The organism is Pseudomonas sp. LAIL14HWK12:I10 (genome assembly GCF_900184205.1).
GTDB lineage: Bacteria > Pseudomonadota > Gammaproteobacteria > Pseudomonadales > Pseudomonadaceae > Aquipseudomonas > Aquipseudomonas kermanshahensis.
In genome coordinates this window covers 170,495-189,408 of record NZ_FXWU01000010.1, presented here as the reverse complement: position 1 = coordinate 189,408, position 18,914 = coordinate 170,495, and the positions used below count along the sequence as shown (strand labels likewise).

Genomic DNA, 18,914 nt, shown 5'->3' with positions numbered 1-18,914 from the left:
CGAGAGGCGCAGAGGCCCCTGATGATTGAGTGGTTGTTGTATATCGCGTTGGGCGCTGCCCTGGGCACCATGGGTGGTTTGTTCGGCATAGGCGGCGGGTTGATTGCAATCCCGGCGCTGGGGGTGTTGTTCGGCTTGGACCAACAGCTGGCGCAGGGCACTGCGTTGGTGATGGTCGTGCCGAATGTGTTGCTGGCGCTGTGGCGCTACCACCAGCGCAACCGCATCGAGCTGCGCCATGCGCTGCCGTTGGCACTGTGCAGTTTCCTGTTCGCCTGGCTGGGGTCGATTTGGGCGGTGGGCATCGATGCCCAGTCCATGCGGCTGGGCTTTGTCGGCTTTCTGGTGGCGCTGGCGGTGTGGAACGTGGCGCGGATGTTCCTCAAGGTCGCGCCGCCCAGCCCTGAACTGCGTTACGCCTGGCCGTGGCTGGGCGTGCTGGGCAGTTTTGCCGGGACCATGGGTGGGTTGTTCGGGGTAGGGGGCGCGGTGGTCGCCACGCCTATTCTGACCAGTGTGTTCGGGACCACGCAGGTGGTGGCGCAGGGGTTGTCGCTGGCGTTGGCGGCGCCCAGTACGACGGTGACCTTGTTGACCTATGGCGTGCACCAGAGTGTTGACTGGGGGATAGGGATCCCCTTGGCGGTGGGTGGGCTGCTCAGCATCAGCTGGGGGGTGAAGTTGGCGCATGCCCTGCCAGAGAAGGTGCTGCGGGCGATGTTTTGTGCGTTTCTGGTGGTGTGTGCGGTGATGTTGGGGTTTGAGCTTTAAGCGCACATGCAGCAGCCGTCTCCCTGTAGGAGCAGCCTTGCGCTGCGAAGAGGCCCGTTCAAGCTTCGCAAAATGTCGCTGAAATCACCGGCCTTTTCGCAGCACAAGGCTGCTCCTACACAAAGCGATGGCTGCCACTGATCTATTTGAACCCTTCGACGATGTAGTCGGCCATGCAATCGGTGATCGGGGACGGGTGCTGCGTGCTGCGCACCAGCATCACATTGGCCACCGGCAACTGCGGCAGCCCGTCGCTCTCGCCCAAAATCCGTATGTTGCCGCCGATCAGGCTCTGCAACTGTGCCGTCACCGCCAACCCGGCAGTGACGATGGCAAAGATCGCCGCCAGGCTTGGGCTGGTGTAGGCAATGCGGTAGTCGATGCCTTGCGCTTCTAGCGCATTGCAGGTCCAGGCGCGGCAAAAGCAGTCGGTGTTGAACAGCGCCACCGGCATGGGCCGTTGCTCCTGCGGGCAAAACCCTTCGGCGGCAGCCCACACCAGCCGTTCCTGGCGCAACAGCTGGCCGACTTCGTTGCCCGGTTCGCGGGTGACGATGGTCAGGTCCAGGTCCTGGCGCAGCATCAATTGCTTTGACGAATCGCAATGCACCTCCACCTGCACCAGCGGGTAAGCCTGGGCAAAACTCGACAGGATGGTCGGCAGAAAGCGCATGGCGTAATCGTCGGGTGTGCCGATGCGTACCACCCCGACCATGTGCGGCATGCGCAAGGTATTGAACACTTCGCCGTGCAGCTTGAGGATGCGCCGGGCATAGCCAAGCAGTACCTGCCCTTCAGCGGTGAGGCGTACCTGGCGGCCCTCGCGCTCGAACAGCTGGCGCTGCAGGATGTCTTCCTCCAGGCGTTTCATTTGCATGCTGACCGCCGACTGGGTGCGGTTGACCACCTCGCCGGCGCGGGTGAAACCGCCTTGCTCGGCAATGGCGACGAAGGTGCGCAATACGTCGGCATCAAGGCTTTGATACTGGGACATTGCATCAATCTCCGAGATGCATGGCATCAGAAACATTCGTTGGATTGATCTTAAGCCCGGCGCGAGACTGGAGCCATCAACACGGAGGGCTTCACGATGAAAGGTCATGTCAGCAGCATCCAGCAACCTGCCTTTTCCCTGAACCACCTGTGGCACGCAGCCCTGCAGCGCCCGGCGCGTTGGTGGGAGCTGTACCGTCAGCGCCAGGAGCTGGCCAGCCTCAGCGATGCGACATTGCACGACCTGGGCTTGAGCCGGGCGGATATCCAGCAAGAGGCCGAGCGGCACTTCTGGGATGATCCGCTGCGCAAATAGGCCGTTTTTTGTAGGTGCGGCGGTTTAGCGGCGCACCTGCTTGAGGGTTTCGGCAATCAGAAACGCCAGTTCCAGCGACTGATCGGCATTCATGCGTGGGTCGCAGTGGGTGTGGTAACGGTCCGACAGGCCGTCTTCGGTGATCGGGCGGGCGCCGCCGATGCATTCGGTGACGTTCTGCCCGGTCATCTCGATGTGGATCCCGCCCGCATGGCTGCCTTCGGCCTGGTGCACCTGGAAGAATTGCTTCACCTCATCGAGGATCTGCGCAAAGTCACGGGTCTTGTAGCCGCTGCTGGCCTTGATGGTGTTGCCGTGCATGGGGTCGGAGCTCCACAGCACCTTGCGCCCCTCGCGCTCGACAGTGCGGATCAACCCTGGCAGGTGGTCGCCGACCTTGTTGGCGCCCATGCGCACGATCAGGTTGAGGCGGCCGGGGTCGTTGCTCGGGTTGAGGGTGTCGATCAGGCGGATCAGTTCTTCGGGGTTCATGCTGGGGCCGACCTTGACCCCGATCGGGTTGTGCACGCCGCGCAGGAACTCGACATGGGCGCCGTCGAGCTGGCGCGTGCGGTCGCCGATCCACAGCATGTGCGCCGAGCAATCGTAGTAGTCGCCGGTCAGGCTGTCCTGGCGCACGAAGGCTTCTTCATAGTTGAGCAGCAGCGCTTCGTGGGCGGTGAAGAAGCTGGTCTCGCGCAGTTGCGGCGCGCTGTCCAGCCCGCAGGCACGCATGAAGGCCAGGGTCTCGTCGATACGGTTGGCCAATTGATGGTACTTGTCGGCCAGCGCCGAGTTGGCGATGAAGTCCAGGTTCCACTTGTGCACCTGGTGCAGGTCGGCAAAGCCACCTTGGGCAAAGGCGCGCAGCAGGTTGAGGCTAGCGGTGGCCTGGTGGTAGGCCTGCAGCAGGCGGTCCGGGTCGGGGATGCGGCTTTTTTCGTCAAAACCGATGCCGTTGACGATATCGCCACGGTAGGCGGGCAGGGTGACGTTGCCGATGGTCTCGTCGCCCGCGGAGCGCGGCTTGGCAAATTGCCCGGCCATGCGACCGACCTTGACCACCGGGCAGCCGGCAGCAAAGGTCATGACGATGGCCATCTGCAGCAGCACCTTGAACGTGTCGCGGATCTTCGCGGCGGAAAACTCGGCAAAGCTCTCGGCGCAGTCGCCGCCCTGCAACAGGAACGCGCGGCCTTCGGTGACTTCGGCGAACTGCCGGCGCAGCTCGCGGGCCTCGCCCGCGAACACCAGCGGCGGGTAGCTGGCCAAGGTCTGTTCGACCTTGAGCAGGTGCGCGGCGTCGGGGTAAGTCGGTTGCTGCTGGATAGGCAGGGCACGCCAGCTGTCAGGGCTCCACGGTGCGTTCATTTCGGGCTCGATCTTGTGGGTTGTAGGCTTTGGGTCATGGTAACAGTTGCCGCCGCGCTTGTTGCATCGGGGGTGTTGGCGGACAATGCGCGTTTTTGCACGGGCGAGTGGCGAACATGACGGCGGAACGGGAAGAGCGGCTACTGGCACGGGTCGAAGATGCCTTTGGCGTCATCAGCGTGTACGAGGTGGACGACTACCGTTTTCTCGAATTCGGCGATGCGATCGAGCAGAGCTGCGTATTCACTGCCGACCCCAGCTGGCTGGAATATGACTACACCCGCGCCATGCTGCTCGGCGCCTTGTGCCACGCGCAGCCCGAGAGTGCGCTGTTTCTGGGCCTGGGCGCCGGCACGCTGACCCAGGCCTGCATGAAGTTTCTGCCGCTGGACGATATCGAAGCCATCGAGCTGCGCCCGGACGTGCCGCGCCTGGCCATGGAATACCTGGGCCTGGACGATGACCCGCGCCTGTATGTGCGGGTGGGCGATGCCATTGAGCTGCTGCCCAGCGCAGAAAAGGCCGACCTGGTCTTCGTCGACCTGTACACCGACTTTGGCCCGGGTGTCGGGCATTTGGCCTGGGGGTTTCTGGACAACTGCCAGAAGCAGCTAAACCCTGGGGGGTGGCTGGTGATCAACCAGTGGGCCAGCGATGACGGCAGGCCGCTGGGCGCGGCGCTGCTGCGCGGCTTGTACCACCGGCATTATTGGGAGTTGCCGGTGAAGGAGGGCAACGTGATCCTCTTGGTGCCGTCGGACCTTGAGCAAACGCTGGACATGCAAGGGCTGCGGGCGCGGGCTGAGGCGCTGGCGCCGCAGTTGGGGTATAGCCTTGACGGGCTGATCAAAGAAATTCGGCCTGCTACCTGAGCTGCTGACATCCCCTTGTAGGAGCAGCCTTGTGCTGCGAAGAGGCCATTGCAGGCAGCGTAGATGCTTGCTGCTTTCACCGGCCTCTTCGCAGCGCAAGGCTGCTCCTACAAGGGGATGTGAATTAACGATTCAGCCCGTCGTCGCTAGTGGCTACCTGATGGCTCCGGTCTACCGAAAATTTTCCTCACGTAACCCGTTAATTCGGGTATAGTACGCGCCGGTCTTTTAGCGGACCTCAAAATCAGGTGGTGCAAATCCTCCGAGTCCAGCTTCGGCTGCACGTCCGCTAGGCGGACCTTCCCAAGTTTTTCTTTTTCAATCGTTTTCGCAAATCCCCGCCGCCAAAGCTGCCTGGGTGACCTTCTGGTCTTTCAAGGCATGTGCAGCTTTGGAGCATGGGTCTTTGCGGATGCACCTAGAGGCAGACCCATGACCCAGGAAACCGGCGGATTCGCCGCTCTCGATCTCAATCCGAATATTGTTGCTGCTGTACTGGCTACCGGCTATGAAGAGCCGTCCGCCATTCAGCATCAGTCGATCCCGATCATCCTCGCCGGTCACGACATGATCGGCCAGGCGCAGACTGGCACCGGCAAGACCGCTGCCTTCGCCCTGCCGATCCTCAACAAGATCGACGTGAGCAAGCGCGAACCGCAAGCCCTGATCCTGGCGCCAACCCGTGAGTTGGCGCTGCAAGTTGCTACCGCTTTCGAAACCTACGCCAAGCAGATGCCGGGCGTTAACGTGGTCGCTGTTTACGGTGGTGCCCCGATGGGCCCACAGCTGCGTGCCATCCGTAACGGCGCGCAAATCGTCGTCGCTACCCCAGGCCGTCTGTGCGACCACCTGCGTCGTGACGAAAAAGTCCTGTCGACCGTACAGTACCTGGTACTGGACGAAGCCGACGAGATGCTCAAGCTGGGCTTCATGGATGACCTCGAAGTGATCTTCGACGCAATCCCAGCTAGCCGTCAGACCGTTCTGTTCTCCGCAACCCTGCCGTCGTCGATCCGCTCGATCGCTGAACGTCACCTGCGTGAACCCAAGCACGTCAAGATCCAGAGCAAGACCCAGACCGTTACCGCGATCGACCAGGCTCACCTGATGGTCCATGCCGACCAGAAGATCCCGGCTGTTCTGCGTCTGCTGGAAGTTGAAGAGTTCGACGCGCTGATCGCCTTCGTGCGTACCAAGCAAGCCACCCTGGACCTGGCCGCCGCGCTGGAAGCCAAGGGCTACAAGGCTGCTGCGCTGAACGGCGACATCGCCCAGAACCAGCGTGAGCGCGTTATCGACTCGCTCAAGGATGGCCGCCTGGACATCGTCGTCGCCACCGACGTCGCTGCCCGTGGTCTGGACGTACCGCGCATCACGCACGTGTTCAACGTTGACATGCCGTACGACCCAGAGTCCTACGTTCACCGTATCGGCCGTACCGGCCGTGCCGGTCGCGAAGGCCGTGCACTGCTGCTGGTCACCCCGCGTGAGCGCCGCATGCTGCAAGTGATCGAGCGTGTTACCGGGCAGAAAGTTGCCGAAGCACGCCTGCCGAATGCCCAGGCCGTTCTGGATGCTCGCATCAAGAAACTGACCTCGAGCCTGGCGCCGCTGGTGGCCGAATCGGAAGCCAGCCATGGCGACCTGCTCGACCGTCTGACCACCGACCTGGGTTGCAGCCCGCGTGCCCTGGCTTCGGCCTTGCTGCGCAAAGCCACCAATGGTCAGGCGCTGGACCTGGCTGCCGTAGAGCGCGAGCAGCCGCTGGTACCGGGCGTTGGTGCACCGCGTGAGCGTACCGGTGAGCGTGCCGAGCGTGGCGAGCGCAGTGACCGTGGTGACCGTGAGCGTCGTGCGCCAATGCCGCTGGCTGAAGGCCGCGTGCGTTGCCGTACTGCCCTGGGTGCCCGTGACGGCATTGCTGCCAAGAACCTGTTGGGTGCCATCCTCAACGAAGGCGGCCTGGCCCGTGACGCTATCGGCCGTATCCAGGTACGCGACAGCTTCAGCCTGGTTGAGCTGCCGGAAGATGGCCTGGAGCGTCTGCTGTCCAAGCTCAAGGACACCCGCGTGGCTGGCAAGCAGCTGAAGCTGCGTCGCTACCGCGAAGATTGATCCTGGCGGAATAAAAAAATCCCCGGCCTGAGCTGGGGATTTTTTTTGCCTGGGTGAAGCGCACACGGCCCCTTGTAGGAGCAGCCTTGCGCTGCGAAGAGGCCAGTGCAAGCAGCGAGCATTCACTGTGCTTGCACCGGCCTCTTCGCAGCACAAGGCTGCTCCTACAGGGGATCGGTGTTTCAGTCGAACCTGTAGATATCCATCCCCAGTGCGCCCAAGGTGAACCCCTGGTGGACGATGCTGAACGTGCCCCCAGCCCCGAGGGCAAAAAACAGCGGTAGCAAATGCTCATCACTGGGATGGTTACGCACCGCAAACGGTGCCGCTTGCCGGTAACCCACCAGCGCATCCCGGTCATCCTCCTGCAGCCGCGCCACCACCCAATCCCGAAACGCCAGCGCCCAAGGCTCGATCACGTCCGGCCCGGCGTGCCAGTCCAGTTCGCCCAGGTTATGGGTAATGCTCCCCGAGCCCACCAGCAGTACCCCCTGCGCGCGCAACCCTGCCAGTGCCTGGCCAACCTTGAGCTGCAAGGCAGGCCCCAACTGACTGGGTAGCGACACCTGGAGTACCGGGATGTTGGCGCCCGGGTACATCAGCGATAACGGCACCCACGCGCCATGGTCGAACGGCCGGTGCGCATCGGTGCGCGCCGGCAAGCCGGCAGCGCCCAGCAACGCGCACACCTGCTCGGCCAGCGCAGGGGCACCCGGTGCCGGGTACTGCACGGCATACAGCGCCTGGGGGAAACCGTGGAAGTCGTGCCAGGTCTCGGGCTGCTGGCTGCCGGTCACCAGCAGCTCACGGCTTTCCCAGTGCGCCGACACCACCACGATCGCCTTGGGGTGCGGCAGGGCGTTGGCCAACCCGGCCAAGGCCGGCCCGCTGGCGCCTGGCTGTAGGGCGAGCATGGGGGAACCATGGGAAATGAACAGGCTGGGCAGCATGGTGATGTCCTGAGGGTTAAGATGCAGTCATCTTCGATCAGTTACCGATCGAAATCCAAACCAAGTTTTCTGCGCTATGTATCGAAGCGCTTGATAAGTACAGGAGCAACCATGGAGCCAGCGTTCTGGCACAAACGATGGGCCGACAACCAGATCGGCTTCCATCAAGCGCAGGTCAACCCCTACCTGCAAGCGCACTGGCCAGCGCTGGCGCTGCCGGCTGGCAGCCGTGTGCTGGTGCCGTTGTGTGGCAAGAGCCTGGACCTGGCCTGGCTGGCAGGGCAGGGGCATCGGGTGCTGGGGGTGGAGCTGTCGCGGCGGGCAGTAGAGGGCTTTTTCCTAGAGCACGGGCTTGAGCCTGAAGTCTCGCAGAAGGGCGCGTTCGAGGTTTGGAGAAGCGCCGAGGTAGAGCTGTGGTGCGGCGACTTCTTTGCCTTGCAGGCCCAGGATGTAGCCGATTGCGCGGGGTTCTATGACCGTGCGGCGTTGATTGCTTTACCGCCCCAGATGCGCCTGCGCTACATGCGGCTGTTGGCTGACATGCTGCCAGCGGGGTGCCAAGGGCTGTTGGTGACGCTGGATTATGACCAGGCGCTGTTGGCTGGCCCGCCGTTTTCGGTCGCCGATGATGAGGTGCGGCACGGCTTTGCCGGTCGGCAGGTGGAGCCGCTGGAGGTGCTGGAAATCATTGAGCAGAGCCCGAAGTTTGCCCAGGCCGGTGCTACCAGCCTGCTCGAGCGGGTGTATCGCATAGGCCTCTGAAGGGGACCACCCACAAAAAAGGGCGACCGAAGTCGCCCTTTTTTGTTTTTGCTGGGTGGATCAACCGCGACGGCGCAGCGCCTCGATACGGTCTTCCAGCGGCGGGTGGCTCATCAGCAGCCCGGCCAGGCCGTGCTTGAGGCCGCCATTGATGCCGAAGGCCTTCATGGTGTCCGGCATATGGACTGGCAGGCCTTGCTCCACACGCAGGCGCTGCAGGGCGCCGATCATCGCGGCCGTGCCGGCCAGTTGTGCGCCGGCTTCGTCGGCACGGTACTCGCGGCGGCGCGAGAACCACATGACGATCATGCTGGCCAGGATGCCCAGGATCAGCTCGGCAACGATGGTCGCGACGTAGTAGGCAATACCCTGGCCTTCTTCGTTCTTGAAGATGACCTTGTCGACGAAGTTGCCGATGATGCGGGCAAAGAACATCACGAAGGTGTTCACCACGCCCTGCACCAGCGCCAGGGTGACCATGTCACCGTTGGCCACGTGGCCGATCTCGTGGGCCAGCACCGCACGCACTTCATCGGGCGAGAAACGCTCCAGCAGGCCTTGGGACACCGCTACCAGGGCATCGTTGCGGTTCCAGCCGGTGGCGAAGGCGTTGGCCTCGTAGGCCGGGAAGATACCCACTTCGGGCATCTTGATGCCGGCCTCGCGCGACAGCTCCTCGACCGTTTGCAACAGCCATTGTTCGTGGCGGGTGCGCGGCTGGGAGATGATCTGGGTGCCGGTGCTCATCTTCGCCATCCACTTGGAGATGAACAGCGAGACAAGGGAGCCGGCAAAGCCGAACACGGCGCAGAACACCAGCAGGCTGCTGAGGTTGAGGTCGACCCCGTTGGCGGCCATGAACCCGTTGAAACCGAACAGGCTCAGGGTAATGCTTGCAACCAGCACCACCGCGAGGTTGGTGGCTACAAACAACAGAATGCGCATCATGGTTGTTACGTTCTCCTGACGGATGAGTGTGTTGCTTACTGCGGGGTATATAAGGTGCAAGCCGTGCCGATTCAATCGGGCGACTATTTCAAACTGTGTACGGCGGAGTATGGCAGAGGATGCGGTGGGGGCTGTGAGGTAGAGCGTTGCAGGATGTAAGAAACATTTGGGGCTGCTTTGCAGCCCATTCGCAGCGCAAGGCTGCTCCTACAGGAGAACGCGTACACCTGTAGGAGCAGCCTTGTGTTGCGAAGAGGCCTTCAGTTACTGCGAATAAGTCCGCAGGAAATTCCCGATCCGCCCGATCGCCGCTTCCAGGTCGTCCACCCGCGGCAAGGTCACCACGCGGAAGTGGTCCGGCCATGGCCAGTTGAACGCTGTACCTTGCACGATCAGCAGTTTTTCCGACAGCAGCAGGTCTAGCGCGAACTTCTCGTCATTGAGGATCGGGCAGACCTTCGGGTCGATCCGCGGGAACGCATACAGCGCGCCCATCGGCTTCACGCAGCTCACGCCCGGGATGTCGTTGAGCAGCTCGTAGGTGCGGTTGCGCTGCTCCAGCAGGCGGCCTTGTGGCAGCACCAGGTCGTTGATGCTCTGGTAGCCGCCCAGGGCGGTCTGGATGGCATGCTGGGCCGGCACGTTGGCGCACAGGCGCATGTTGGCCAGCATGTCGATGCCTTCGATGTAGCTCTGGGCGTGGTGCTTGGGCCCCGAGATGATCAGCCAGCCGGAACGGAAGCCCGCCACCCGGTACGACTTGGACAGGCCGTTGAAGGTCAGGCACAGCAGGTCGGGGGCCAGCGAGGCGGTGCTGATGTGCACGGCTTCGTCGTAGAGGATCTTGTCGTAGATCTCGTCGGAGAACACCACCAGGTTGTGCTGGCGCGCCAGCTCCAGCATGCCCAGCAGCAGCTCCTTGGAGTACACCGCGCCGGTCGGGTTGTTCGGGTTGATGATCACCAGGGCCTTGGTGTTCGGGGTGATCTTGGCCTTGATGTCTTCAAGGTCAGGGAACCAGTCGGCCTGTTCGTCGCACAGGTAGTGCACCGGCTTGCCGCCAGCCAGGCTCACTGCAGCGGTCCACAGCGGGTAGTCGGGGGCCGGGATCAGCACTTCGTCGCCGTTGTTGAGCAGCGCCTGCATCGACATGACGATCAGCTCGGACACGCCGTTACCGAGGTAGATGTCCTCGATGGTGACGCCTTCGATTTCCTTCTGCTGGCAGTACTGCATCACCGCCTTGCGCGCGCTGAACAGCCCTTTGGAGTCGCTGTAGCCCTGCGCGGTGGGCAGGTTGCGGATCACATCCTGGAGAATTTCGTCCGGCGCCTCGAAGCCAAACGGCGCCGGGTTGCCGATGTTCAGCTTGAGGATGCGGTGGCCTTCCTCCTCCAGGCGTTTGGCGTGCTTGAGCACTGGGCCGCGAATGTCGTAGCAGACATTGGCGAGCTTGTTCGATTTGCTGAACTGCATGATGGGGTCCCGGTTGAGAATACGCACCGCGCCCTTTCGAAAGGTTTGAAAGGGCAGGAAGCGGGTGCCAGACTGAACGCCTGGCACACGAAGCCAACTAATATACGTGCCACCCGCGTTACGGAAAAGACGGCGCGGGGTGAAATTAAGCCTGTCGAGGTCCCTACATGCAAAAGATCGAGAAGACACTTGAACAATGGCGGTCGATGCTCGACCCCGAGCAGTACCAGGTGTGCCGCCTCAAAGGCACCGAGCGGCCGTTCAGCGGCAAGTACAACAGCGAACGCCGTGATGGTATCTACCATTGCATCTGCTGCAGCCTGCCGCTGTTCGATGCGCAAACCAAGTTCGATTCTGGCTGCGGCTGGCCGAGCTTCTACGCGCCGATCGAAGACAGCGCGATGATCGAGATTCGCGACACCACCCACGGCATGATCCGCACCGAAGTCACCTGCGCCCGCTGCGATGCGCACCTGGGCCACGTGTTCCCCGACGGGCCACCCCCGACCGGCCTGCGCTATTGCATCAACTCGGTGTGCATCGACCTTCGACCACGTGACTGACCGGAGCCTGAACATGGCTGGATCGATGCTGGACATCCCCTGCGTGACCCTGGGTGGCGAGCACAAGAAGCTCGGTGACTTCCCGGGCAAAGTCCTGTTGGTGGTCAACACCGCCAGCCAGTGCGGCTTTACCCCGCAATATAAAGGCCTGGAGCAGTTGTGGCAGGCCTACCGCGAGCGCGGCCTGGTGGTGCTGGGCTTCCCTTGCAACCAGTTTGGCAAGCAAGAGCCGGGCGAAGCGCGGGACATCGCGCAGTTTTGCGAGCGCAATTTCGGCGTGAGCTTCCCGCTGTTTCGCAAGGTCGAGGTCAACGGGCCGGGTGCTCACCCGCTGTTCGTCGAGCTCAAGCAGCGCGCCCCCGGCCTGCTGGGCAGCCAGAAGATCAAGTGGAATTTCACCAAGTTCCTGGTCGACCCGGCCAGCGGCCAGGTCACGCGCTATGCGCCGACCACCAAGCCGCAGGCACTGGAAGCAGACATCGAGCGCCTGCTCAGCCGCTGATCGGCACCCAGTGCTCGACCAGCGCCAGCAGCTCTTCGCGGCGGAACGGCTTGGCCAGGTAGTCGTTCATGCCCGCCGCCCGGCAGCGTTCGCGCTCTTCGGGCATGGCATTGGCGGTGAGCGCGACGATTGGCAAGTCTGGCCAGCGGCCGCTCTGGCGGATACGCCGGCTGGCTTCGTAGCCGTCCATCACCGGCATGTTGCAGTCCATCAGCACCAGGTCGAAATCCTCTTGTTCTAGCCACGCCAGGGCTTCGGCGCCCTGGGTGGCCAGCTGTACCTGGCAGCCGAGCTTGGCCAGCATGCCCTTGGCCACCAGTTGGTTCACCGGGTTGTCCTCCACCAGCAGAATCCGTGCACGGCCTTGTTCCGGGGGGGTGTGCGGGTTGGCCAGCGGGTGCTCGGGCTCGTGGCCTTGCAGGATGCGCCGTAGCGTCTGGTACAGCGCATTGCGCGCCAGTGGCCGGGCCAGTTGGTGCAGCGGCGCAAGGTTGATGGATTGCTCATTGGGCAGGAAATTGCCGTAGGCCGTCACCAGCAGGATGGGCGTTTTCAGTGCAGGGCGCAGCGCCAGCAGGTGCTCCAGGTCGTCGGTGATCAGCAGGTCGAACGTCGCAGTGTGCAGGCCTGCGCTGCTGTCGTGGCGTTGGTACGCCAGGCCCCAGGCGGGCAGCAGGTCTTGCAGCAGCTCATGCAGCCCGCTGCTGGCATCGCTCAGGGCCACCACGCGGCCCTGCAGCGGCGCCGGCGGGATGGCTTCAGTGTGCACGGCCAGTGGCAGCTCTGCGCTGAAGCGGCTGCCAAAGCCTGGTTCGGACTGGATATGCAGGTGCCCCTGCATCGCCTTGCACAGGTTGCGCGTCAGTGCCAGGCCCAGGCCGGTGCCGCCGTACTGGCGGGTGATGCCAGCGCCAGCCTGGGTGAAGGGTTGAAAAATCCTCGCCTGCGCCTCCTCGGGGATGCCGATGCCGGTATCGCGCACTTCCAGGCGTACACCGCCGACAATCGTCACCAGGCGAATGTCGACGCGGCCGAAGCGGGTGAACTTGAGCGCGTTGGACAACAGGTTGCTGACGATCTGGCGCACCCGTGTCGGGTCGCCGAGCACGCTGCTGGGGAAGTCACGGGCGATAAGGCAGGTCAGCTCGACGCTTTGCGCGGTGTTCTGCGACAGCAGGTTGGCGGTGTCCTCGACCAGCGAGCCCATGTCGAAGGCAATGCGTTCGAGCTCCAGCTGGCCGGCATCGAACTTGGACAGGTCGAGAATATCGTTCAGCAGCTCCACCAGTACCTTGCCTGAGTCGTGGGCGATGGTCATCTGCTGGCGCTGTTCGCTGGGCAGCGGGCTGTCCAGGGCCAGGGCGATCATGCCGAGCATGCCGTTGAGCGGGGTGCGGATTTCGTGACTCATGTTGGCCAGGAAGGCCGCGCGCGCCTGGGCCATGTCCAGGGCCCGGCGCCGGGCTTCTTCGAGCTCTTGGTTGGACAGGCTCAAGCTGCTGTTGCTGGCCTTGAGCTGGTCGGTGCGCGCCGACACGATGTCTTCCAGCTCGTTCAGGTACTGGGTCAGGCGGTTTTCGGCGTTACGCCGCTGCTCGATCTCGGTGGCCATGCTGACGAACTGCTGGTTGGCGACTTTGACCAGCACGCCGATCTCGTCGTGTTCGTGGCCGTGGGGGCATTCCAGCCGGGTTTGCCGCGGCTTGCGCGGGTCGCTGCCGCTGAGCGCGCCAATCACGGTCACCAGCGGTTTGGTCAGCATCATGTAGAACAGCGCCAGCAGGATCCCGGTCAGCACCAGGCTGCGGGCGAAGCCGTTGAACAGGGTGATGCCGGCGCGGTCGAGGAAGCGGCTGCCGAAGGCGTAGGTGTCGACGTCCAGGTACAGGGTGCCCAGATATTCATTGGGCATATGGGCGAGAAACAGGCGGTCTTGAAGCTGGCGCTGCTCGCCGAACAGGAAGTCGCTGAGCGGGCGGTAGCGGTCTTCAAGGCGTGGGCGCTCGACGTCGGCCAGCACGGTATCGTTGTTGTCGATCAGCCGGGCGCGGATCACCGCTGGCGATTGCAGCAGGCCGCGGGTCAGCTCCAGGGCCAGTTCGGCATCGATGTTGTAGGCGATGCGCGAAGCCGGGTTGTGGCTGATTTGCAGCAGTGCACGCACTTCACGGTTGATGGATGCGTCTTCGCTGGCATAATCGATGCCGATCTGGATGAGACTGAGCAATGTTCCCAGGATGAAGCCGACCAGGACTGTCAGCCGGGCTTGCTTGTATGACAGGCGATTGGTGAACTTGATATCCATGAGTCCCGAGCCGGTTTCACGTCCCTTGCGCTGCGCAAGCATAGCCGAATAGCCCCGGCTGCTGGCGGGTCTGTCACACATTCAACCTTGATTGCTTGTATGCAGTGCCGGCCTCTTCGCGGGTAAACCCGCTCCCACAGGTTATTTCGCAGCCTTCAGCGCTGTGCAGTACCTGTGGGAGCGGGTTTACCCGCGAAGAGGCCGGCACTGCATCCCAGAATCTGAATTTGTAGGAGTCGTCATGGACGCTCGCTTGATTGCTTTTCTGGACCGCGCCGAATCGGTACTGGCGCGCCTTGAGCCGCTGTTGCCCGCACCACGCCCGGACATCGACTGGCACACCACCTTGGCCGCCCGCTGGCAGCGCGATGGCCGCACCGGTTACCTGATGCCCCTTGAAGTCAGCCTGGACATCCGCCTGAGCGACTTGATCGGGGTCGACCAGCAACGTGACCAGCTGGGCCGCAACACCCACCAGTTCATCAATGGCCTGCCCGCTAACCACGCCTTGCTGTGGGGCTCGCGTGGCACCGGCAAGTCGTCGCTGGTGCGCGCCTTGCTGGCCGAGCACGAAGGTGCCGGCCTGCGCCTCATCGAAATCGAGCGCGACCACCTGGCCGACCTGCCGCGGGTGGTCGAGCAACTGCAAAAACTGCCACAACGCTTCATCCTGTTCTGCGACGACCTGTCGTTCGAAGCCGGGGAGGGCGACTACCGGGTGCTCAAGAGCGTGCTCGACGGTTCGCTGGAGCAAGCCCCCGACAATGTCTTGCTGTACGCCACCTCCAACCGTCGCCACCTGGTGCCGGAAAAAGAGAGCGACAACGAGAACTGGAAACGCGTCGATGGCGAGCTGCATCCCAGCGAAGCCGTGGAAGACAAGATCGCCCTGTCAGACCGCTTTGGCCTGTGGCTGTCGTTCTACCCCTTCACCCAGGACCACTTCCTTAATGTGGTCGAACACTGGATCGGCCAGTTGGCGCGCCCTGCCGGGTTGAACTGGCAGCGTGACGAAGCCCTGGACATCCTCGCCGTGCGCTGGGCCACTGGCCGCGGCAACCGTAATGGCCGTTGTGCCTATCAGTTCGCCCGCTACTGGGTCGGGCTGCAATTGCTGGAGCAAAAGTAAATGATCGACCTCAATGCCAGTGGCGCCGGCCTCGATGGCTATAACCTGCTGGCCGCGCAAGTGCAGGCGCTGTTTGCCGACGAGCGTGACTTCATCGCCAACGCCGCGCAGTTTTCGGCGTTTCTTTATAACCAGGTGGACGACCTGAACTGGGCGGGGTTTTACCTGAACCGCAACGAAGAGCTGGTGCTCGGGCCGTTTCAGGGGCAGGTGGCGTGTGTGCGTATTCCGTTCAGCAAGGGTGTGTGTGGCGCGGCTGCGGCCACGCGGCAAACCCAGCGGGTGGAAGACGTGCATGCGTTCCCGGGGCATATCGCTTGTGACAGCGCGTCCAACAGCGAGCTGGTGATTCCGTTGGTGAAGGCGGGCAGGTTGATTGGAGTGCTGGACCTGGACAGCCCGAAGGTGGGGCGCTTCAGTGAGGCGGACCAGGTGGGGTTGGAGCGGTTGGCGGCGATCTTTCTGGAACTGACTGACTGCTGATAATTGGGTTGCCTGTTCCGGCCTCTTCGCGGGCAAGCCCGCTCCCACAGGGTGCGGCGCGGTCCCTGTGGGAGCGGGCTTGCCCGCGAAGAGGCCAGTGCAGGTTTAGCAATCAGTCGTACATCGCCTTCTTCTTCCAGGTCTCTTCCTCGTCGGTCTTGAGGCCATCGGTCAGTTCGTTGTGCTCGTCCTCCGCCGGCGCCATGCGGTCCATCACTTGGGCGTTGGCCCGTGCCAGCAGTTTCTCCAAGTAGGTCAGCTGCTCTTCATACACCTTCGGCTCTGGCTGCTTGCGCAAATACTGCACACCCCGCTCGAAGGCGAGGCGTGCCTGGCCCGGCTGAGCTTTCTGCAAGGCCAGCTGGCCAAGGTTGTTGAAGAACTCGATGTGCAGCAGCACCAGGATATGACGGATCTCCTTGACCCACTGCTTGGCCTCGTTGGCAGGCAGGAAGCCCTCCTGTGCGGCGCGGGCGACCTGCGTGTGCAGCGCTTCGAGCAGAAAACGCACGTCCTTGGCCTTGGCCTCTGTCTGGATCGGGTTAGGCGGGTTGTTCACCGGGATCTTTTCGCCCAGGGCGATCTGGCCTTCCAGCTCGGCAATGCGCGCTTTGAGTTCAGCATTGTGTTTGTCCACCGTCAGCTGGCGCTGGTTGAGGTTCAGCTCCAGGCGGGCCAGCAGCAGCTTGAGGGCCGGGGTCATGAACTGGCCGGGGAAGGTCTCGGTGATTTCGCCGCAGCGGCGCAAGCGGTCGGCCAGCTCGATCTTCAACCGTGCACGTTCCAGCTTGCTGTTCTCGACCACATTGTTGAGGTAGCCGATCACGATCAGCAACGCGATACCCGCCACGATGAGCAGAGTGATCAGAAGTGGTGTCACCGTTAATGCCTCATGAATAGGTTTGCATTATTGAGTGTAGGCGCGAGCTTGCTCGCGAGAGGCCCTGACAGGCATTCTCTTTCTATCGGCAAACTGTGCCATGGCTGGATGCTGGCACATTAATGCTGACTTGACGCCAGAAAATCAACGCCAAACCCCTGCGGGCTGCCTGAAACAGCGCTCGGCACACCCGGAAGTCATTGATTTAAATAAATTTCTACAAAGGGGTTGACGCATCTTCGAAGCATCCATAGAATGCGCGCCACTTGCAGCGTAAAGCACACAGCGAAACGCGGCAGGGAGTGAAAGCAGCATGTAAGTGCTTGCAGCGTGTCCCCTTCGTCTAGTGGCCTAGGACACCGCCCTTTCACGGCGGTAACAGGGGTTCGAGTCCCCTAGGGGACGCCATATTGCGGGAATAGCTCAGTTGGTAGAGCACGACCTTGCCAAGGTCGGGGTCGCGAGTTCGAGTCTCGTTTCCCGCTCCAGTTTCTCCGGCAACGCTTAATGGCGGGGCAGGAAAAGAAAGCCCAGGTTGAATCGTGAGGTTCAATATCTGGCGCACTGAAAAGTGTTGTGTGTCCCCTTCGTCTAGTGGCCTAGGACACCGCCCTTTCACGGCGGTAACAGGGGTTCGAGTCCCCTAGGGGACGCCATTTGCGGGAATAGCTCAGTTGGTAGAGCACGACCTTGCCAAGGTCGGGGTCGCGAGTTCGAGTCTCGTTTCCCGCTCCAGTTTAAATACTGTGGCGTCTATGCGGTGCAGTGGTGGTGAAGGTCGTTAAGGCGCTTCACGCCGGTTAGCGGTAAAGCTTCACAATGCGGGAATAGCTCAGTTGGTAGAGCACGACCTTGCCAAGGTCGGGGTCGCGAGTTCGAGTCTCGTTTCCCGCTCCAAACATGAAAAACGCCACTCTTTCGAGTGGCGTTTTTTTTTACCTTTTAAAAGGTCTACTAAAAAATCTACCGGTGCTCAAGCGTAGCCGCCGCATAGGGGTATTTCAGCCAGCTCTTTTTATCGTCGAACGAGACCTCTACCGATACGTGGAACTGATAGTTCAGCGCCAGTTTCATCAGGTCGGTCTTGCTCACTGCGCCCAGTGTCAGGATGCCGGCCTCGGTGGGTACCGGGAGTTCATTGGCGATGGCAAGCCTGATGACCTTGGAGACGTCGCCGCGCTCCACCCCTTCAATCCAGGCGTTGACGTATTGCGACGTGTGCCGGAGTAGCCAGTCTCCCAATGTGAACGCAGCGCTTTCCCACTGGGGGCGCAGGTTAATTGCGCCATCCTGGATTTTGTTGCACTGCACGATTGGAAGACCTTCGATTGGCCTCACCGCGACATAATGCGAAGGAGAGACCGGCACATCAGGATTGTTGATCTGATAATACAATTCGACCCGGCTGTTCATATGCGGTGGGATATACACACGTGGGATACGGACCTCACGCACGCCTGGTGGCATGATGGCCGAGGTCCCCCCCAGTGTGCCTGGTTCGCCCCAGATGGCGGTGACAGTCTCGTTAGGCCTGATTTCTACCTCTTCTGGGATGATGAATGTCACGCCATTGATCGCGTCGCGTACATCCAAGGTGCTGAATGACGCGTTGCCTTTTGCTTCTTTGATGAAAGGTGGCAGCAAGATTCGCGGAGGGGGATTGGGATTGGACTTCACATTGCGCATCTCAGCACGCTGGGCTGCTGTGCCCGCCCGGTCTTGAATGATATAACGGGCAAAGCAGACATCCGTCGAAAACTGGCGGATGACGGTACCGGGGTAACTCACTTTGATAGGTTTGCTTTCGAGGCCATCAGGATTGAGATCGTCCGGGTTTAATTTACGGATGCCGGCTGTCTGCCACTCACCGGGGTATCCCTGCCATTGCCATTCCAACGTATCACCCACCTCGGCACCTATATAGGGAGGGATCGTCGCTTCGGCCTGGTCGCCGTTGTCCTTCAGATAATCGTCAGTGATGCCATATTGTTTGACATAGTCTGAGAAGCTCAGTTTTTCATCATGCTGGTTCAGCAAGGGTGGGGTCTTGTCGATGTAGATATCCAGCGGCCGCGAAGCCGCTTGGGTGTCATTGAAAATGGTGACCTCGTAGTGCAACTGGTGCGGGCCTTCGACCATAGTGCGAACGGGTACAAGGATAAAGAGTTCTTCAGGCTTGATGGGCTGGTTGAAGGTCTTCTTTTCAACCAGCACGCCGTTCCAGTACAGGCTTAGATATTCTTCGTCCGTCTCGCTGGGGTTCGAGTGAGCCCACAGGGGGAATTCGACCCGCAAGGGCATATAGGTTGCCAGGAACGACACCGTGTTCGGTATTCCTCCTTCTATATCGGGCACCAGTTCTGGCACATTTGGAGGTACGAGGAGGGCTGTGTCTTTGGCGGTCGCTTTCTTTGCAGGTGCCTTCCTGGTAGACGATTTCGCTTCAACGGAGCTTTTTTTCTGTGTCATCGACCTTCC

Annotated in this window: 17 protein-coding genes and 5 tRNA genes; 14 read left to right on the top strand and 8 right to left on the bottom strand. The window is 61.8% G+C overall.

Translation table 11 applies throughout. From position 1 onward, the window contains the following. Positions 1-21 precede the first annotated feature (21 nt). Positions 22-771: a sulfite exporter TauE/SafE family protein gene (locus tag QOS90_RS21755; RefSeq protein WP_027596041.1), complete on the top strand. Its 750-nt coding sequence runs from the start codon at positions 22-24 to the stop codon at positions 769-771. Between the two features lie 142 nt (positions 772-913). Here QOS90_RS21755 and QOS90_RS21750 read toward each other — a convergent pair whose 3' ends face one another. Continuing rightward, the gene (locus tag QOS90_RS21750) at positions 914-1,765 is read right to left on the bottom strand and encodes a LysR substrate-binding domain-containing protein (protein WP_027596042.1); all 852 of its coding nucleotides are present in this window, start codon (positions 1,763-1,765) and stop codon (positions 914-916) included. 96 nt (positions 1,766-1,861) lie between these two features. Between QOS90_RS21750 and QOS90_RS21745 the strand changes: the two genes are divergently transcribed. After that, positions 1,862-2,080, top strand: coding sequence for a DUF1127 domain-containing protein (locus QOS90_RS21745; protein WP_027596043.1), 219 nt, complete (start codon positions 1,862-1,864; stop codon positions 2,078-2,080). 24 nt (positions 2,081-2,104) lie between these two features. Here the strand turns inward: QOS90_RS21745 and QOS90_RS21740 are convergent, their stop codons facing one another. Beyond that, complete coding sequence (locus tag QOS90_RS21740) at positions 2,105-3,451, bottom strand: class II 3-deoxy-7-phosphoheptulonate synthase (protein ID WP_027596044.1); 1,347 nt, start codon at positions 3,449-3,451, stop codon at positions 2,105-2,107. Between the two features lie 116 nt (positions 3,452-3,567). On the opposite strand from QOS90_RS21740, the gene QOS90_RS21735 reads away from it, so the two are divergent. Together QOS90_RS21735 and QOS90_RS21730 are read left to right on the top strand one after the other, a co-directional pair. After that, positions 3,568-4,323: a spermidine synthase gene (locus QOS90_RS21735; protein ID WP_085273709.1), complete on the top strand. Its 756-nt coding sequence runs from the start codon at positions 3,568-3,570 to the stop codon at positions 4,321-4,323. Positions 4,324-4,755: 432 nt separating this feature from the next. Beyond that, the gene (locus QOS90_RS21730) at positions 4,756-6,438 is read left to right on the top strand and encodes a DEAD/DEAH box helicase (protein WP_027596046.1); all 1,683 of its coding nucleotides are present in this window, start codon (positions 4,756-4,758) and stop codon (positions 6,436-6,438) included. A gap of 182 nt (positions 6,439-6,620) precedes the next feature. Here the strand turns inward: QOS90_RS21730 and QOS90_RS21725 are convergent, their stop codons facing one another. After that, positions 6,621-7,388, bottom strand: a complete 768-nt coding sequence (locus QOS90_RS21725) for a DODA-type extradiol aromatic ring-opening family dioxygenase (protein WP_085273708.1) — start codon at positions 7,386-7,388, stop codon at positions 6,621-6,623. A gap of 111 nt (positions 7,389-7,499) precedes the next feature. On the opposite strand from QOS90_RS21725, the gene QOS90_RS21720 reads away from it, so the two are divergent. Next, entirely contained in the window at positions 7,500-8,150 is a 651-nt protein-coding gene (locus QOS90_RS21720) for a thiopurine S-methyltransferase (RefSeq protein WP_085273707.1), read from the top strand. Between the two features lie 60 nt (positions 8,151-8,210). On the opposite strand, the gene htpX is transcribed toward QOS90_RS21720, so the two are convergent. Next, positions 8,211-9,098, bottom strand: a complete 888-nt coding sequence (htpX, locus tag QOS90_RS21715; protein ID WP_016715101.1) for a protease HtpX — start codon at positions 9,096-9,098, stop codon at positions 8,211-8,213. Positions 9,099-9,362: 264 nt separating this feature from the next. Next, positions 9,363-10,574: a pyridoxal phosphate-dependent aminotransferase gene (locus tag QOS90_RS21710; RefSeq protein WP_085273706.1), complete on the bottom strand. Its 1,212-nt coding sequence runs from the start codon at positions 10,572-10,574 to the stop codon at positions 9,363-9,365. A gap of 167 nt (positions 10,575-10,741) precedes the next feature. On the opposite strand from QOS90_RS21710, the gene msrB reads away from it, so the two are divergent. After that, positions 10,742-11,137, top strand: coding sequence for a peptide-methionine (R)-S-oxide reductase MsrB (gene msrB, locus QOS90_RS21705; protein ID WP_027596050.1), 396 nt, complete (start codon positions 10,742-10,744; stop codon positions 11,135-11,137). Between the two features lie 13 nt (positions 11,138-11,150). Further along, a complete protein-coding gene (locus QOS90_RS21700; protein ID WP_027596051.1) occupies positions 11,151-11,639 on the top strand; it encodes a glutathione peroxidase in 489 nt (162 codons plus the stop codon). Here the strand turns inward: QOS90_RS21700 and QOS90_RS21695 are convergent. Further along, the gene (locus QOS90_RS21695) at positions 11,629-13,986 is read right to left on the bottom strand and encodes a hybrid sensor histidine kinase/response regulator (protein ID WP_085273705.1); all 2,358 of its coding nucleotides are present in this window, start codon (positions 13,984-13,986) and stop codon (positions 11,629-11,631) included. The genes QOS90_RS21700 and QOS90_RS21695 overlap by 11 nt on opposite strands. A gap of 199 nt (positions 13,987-14,185) precedes the next feature. Here QOS90_RS21695 and QOS90_RS21690 point away from each other — a divergent pair, with 199 nt between their 5' ends. Next, positions 14,186-15,073 (top strand): ATP-binding protein, encoded by an 888-nt coding sequence (locus QOS90_RS21690; RefSeq protein ID WP_027596053.1) that lies wholly within the window; start codon positions 14,186-14,188, stop codon positions 15,071-15,073. Beyond that, the gene (gene msrC, locus QOS90_RS21685) at positions 15,074-15,556 is read left to right on the top strand and encodes a free L-methionine (R)-S-oxide reductase MsrC (RefSeq protein ID WP_027596054.1); all 483 of its coding nucleotides are present in this window, start codon (positions 15,074-15,076) and stop codon (positions 15,554-15,556) included. A gap of 112 nt (positions 15,557-15,668) precedes the next feature. On the opposite strand, the gene QOS90_RS21680 is transcribed toward msrC, so the two are convergent. Next, positions 15,669-16,436, bottom strand: coding sequence for a hypothetical protein (locus tag QOS90_RS21680; RefSeq protein ID WP_027596055.1), 768 nt, complete (start codon positions 16,434-16,436; stop codon positions 15,669-15,671). A 332-nt stretch (positions 16,437-16,768) separates the two neighbouring features. On the opposite strand from QOS90_RS21680, the gene QOS90_RS21675 reads away from it, so the two are divergent. The 5 genes from QOS90_RS21675 (at position 16,769) to QOS90_RS21655 (ending at position 17,333) form a co-directional block, all read left to right on the top strand. Further along, positions 16,769-16,844 (top strand) — tRNA-Glu (locus QOS90_RS21675). A gap of 4 nt (positions 16,845-16,848) precedes the next feature. After that, a tRNA-Gly gene (locus QOS90_RS21670) sits at positions 16,849-16,924 on the top strand. Positions 16,925-17,016: 92 nt separating this feature from the next. Continuing rightward, a tRNA-Glu gene (locus QOS90_RS21665) sits at positions 17,017-17,092 on the top strand. Between the two features lie 3 nt (positions 17,093-17,095). Further along, positions 17,096-17,171, top strand: a tRNA-Gly gene (locus QOS90_RS21660). 86 nt (positions 17,172-17,257) lie between these two features. After that, positions 17,258-17,333, top strand: a tRNA-Gly gene (locus QOS90_RS21655). Positions 17,334-17,399: 66 nt separating this feature from the next. Here QOS90_RS21655 and QOS90_RS21650 read toward each other — a convergent pair. After that, complete coding sequence (locus QOS90_RS21650) at positions 17,400-18,905, bottom strand: hypothetical protein (RefSeq protein WP_256577475.1); 1,506 nt, start codon at positions 18,903-18,905, stop codon at positions 17,400-17,402. Between the last annotated feature and the right edge of the window lie 9 nt (positions 18,906-18,914).

Coding starts and splice junctions, on each gene's coding strand:
- QOS90_RS21690 (WP_027596053.1), top strand. CDS start 14,186: ATGGACGCTCGCTTGATTGCTTTTCTGGACCGCGCCGAATCGGTACTG.
- QOS90_RS21710 (WP_085273706.1), bottom strand. CDS start 10,574: ATGCAGTTCAGCAAATCGAACAAGCTCGCCAATGTCTGCTACGACATT.
- QOS90_RS21720 (WP_085273707.1), top strand. CDS start 7,500: ATGGAGCCAGCGTTCTGGCACAAACGATGGGCCGACAACCAGATCGGC.
- QOS90_RS21755 (WP_027596041.1), top strand. CDS start 22: ATGATTGAGTGGTTGTTGTATATCGCGTTGGGCGCTGCCCTGGGCACC.
- QOS90_RS21730 (WP_027596046.1), top strand. CDS start 4,756: ATGACCCAGGAAACCGGCGGATTCGCCGCTCTCGATCTCAATCCGAAT.
- msrC (WP_027596054.1), top strand. CDS start 15,074: ATGATCGACCTCAATGCCAGTGGCGCCGGCCTCGATGGCTATAACCTG.
- QOS90_RS21750 (WP_027596042.1), bottom strand. CDS start 1,765: ATGTCCCAGTATCAAAGCCTTGATGCCGACGTATTGCGCACCTTCGTC.
- QOS90_RS21740 (WP_027596044.1), bottom strand. CDS start 3,451: ATGAACGCACCGTGGAGCCCTGACAGCTGGCGTGCCCTGCCTATCCAG.
- QOS90_RS21700 (WP_027596051.1), top strand. CDS start 11,151: ATGGCTGGATCGATGCTGGACATCCCCTGCGTGACCCTGGGTGGCGAG.
- QOS90_RS21695 (WP_085273705.1), bottom strand. CDS start 13,986: ATGCTTGCGCAGCGCAAGGGACGTGAAACCGGCTCGGGACTCATGGAT.
- QOS90_RS21745 (WP_027596043.1), top strand. CDS start 1,862: ATGAAAGGTCATGTCAGCAGCATCCAGCAACCTGCCTTTTCCCTGAAC.
- msrB (WP_027596050.1), top strand. CDS start 10,742: ATGCAAAAGATCGAGAAGACACTTGAACAATGGCGGTCGATGCTCGAC.
- QOS90_RS21650 (WP_256577475.1), bottom strand. CDS start 18,905: ATGACACAGAAAAAAAGCTCCGTTGAAGCGAAATCGTCTACCAGGAAG.
- htpX (WP_016715101.1), bottom strand. CDS start 9,098: ATGATGCGCATTCTGTTGTTTGTAGCCACCAACCTCGCGGTGGTGCTG.
- QOS90_RS21735 (WP_085273709.1), top strand. CDS start 3,568: ATGACGGCGGAACGGGAAGAGCGGCTACTGGCACGGGTCGAAGATGCC.
- QOS90_RS21725 (WP_085273708.1), bottom strand. CDS start 7,388: ATGCTGCCCAGCCTGTTCATTTCCCATGGTTCCCCCATGCTCGCCCTA.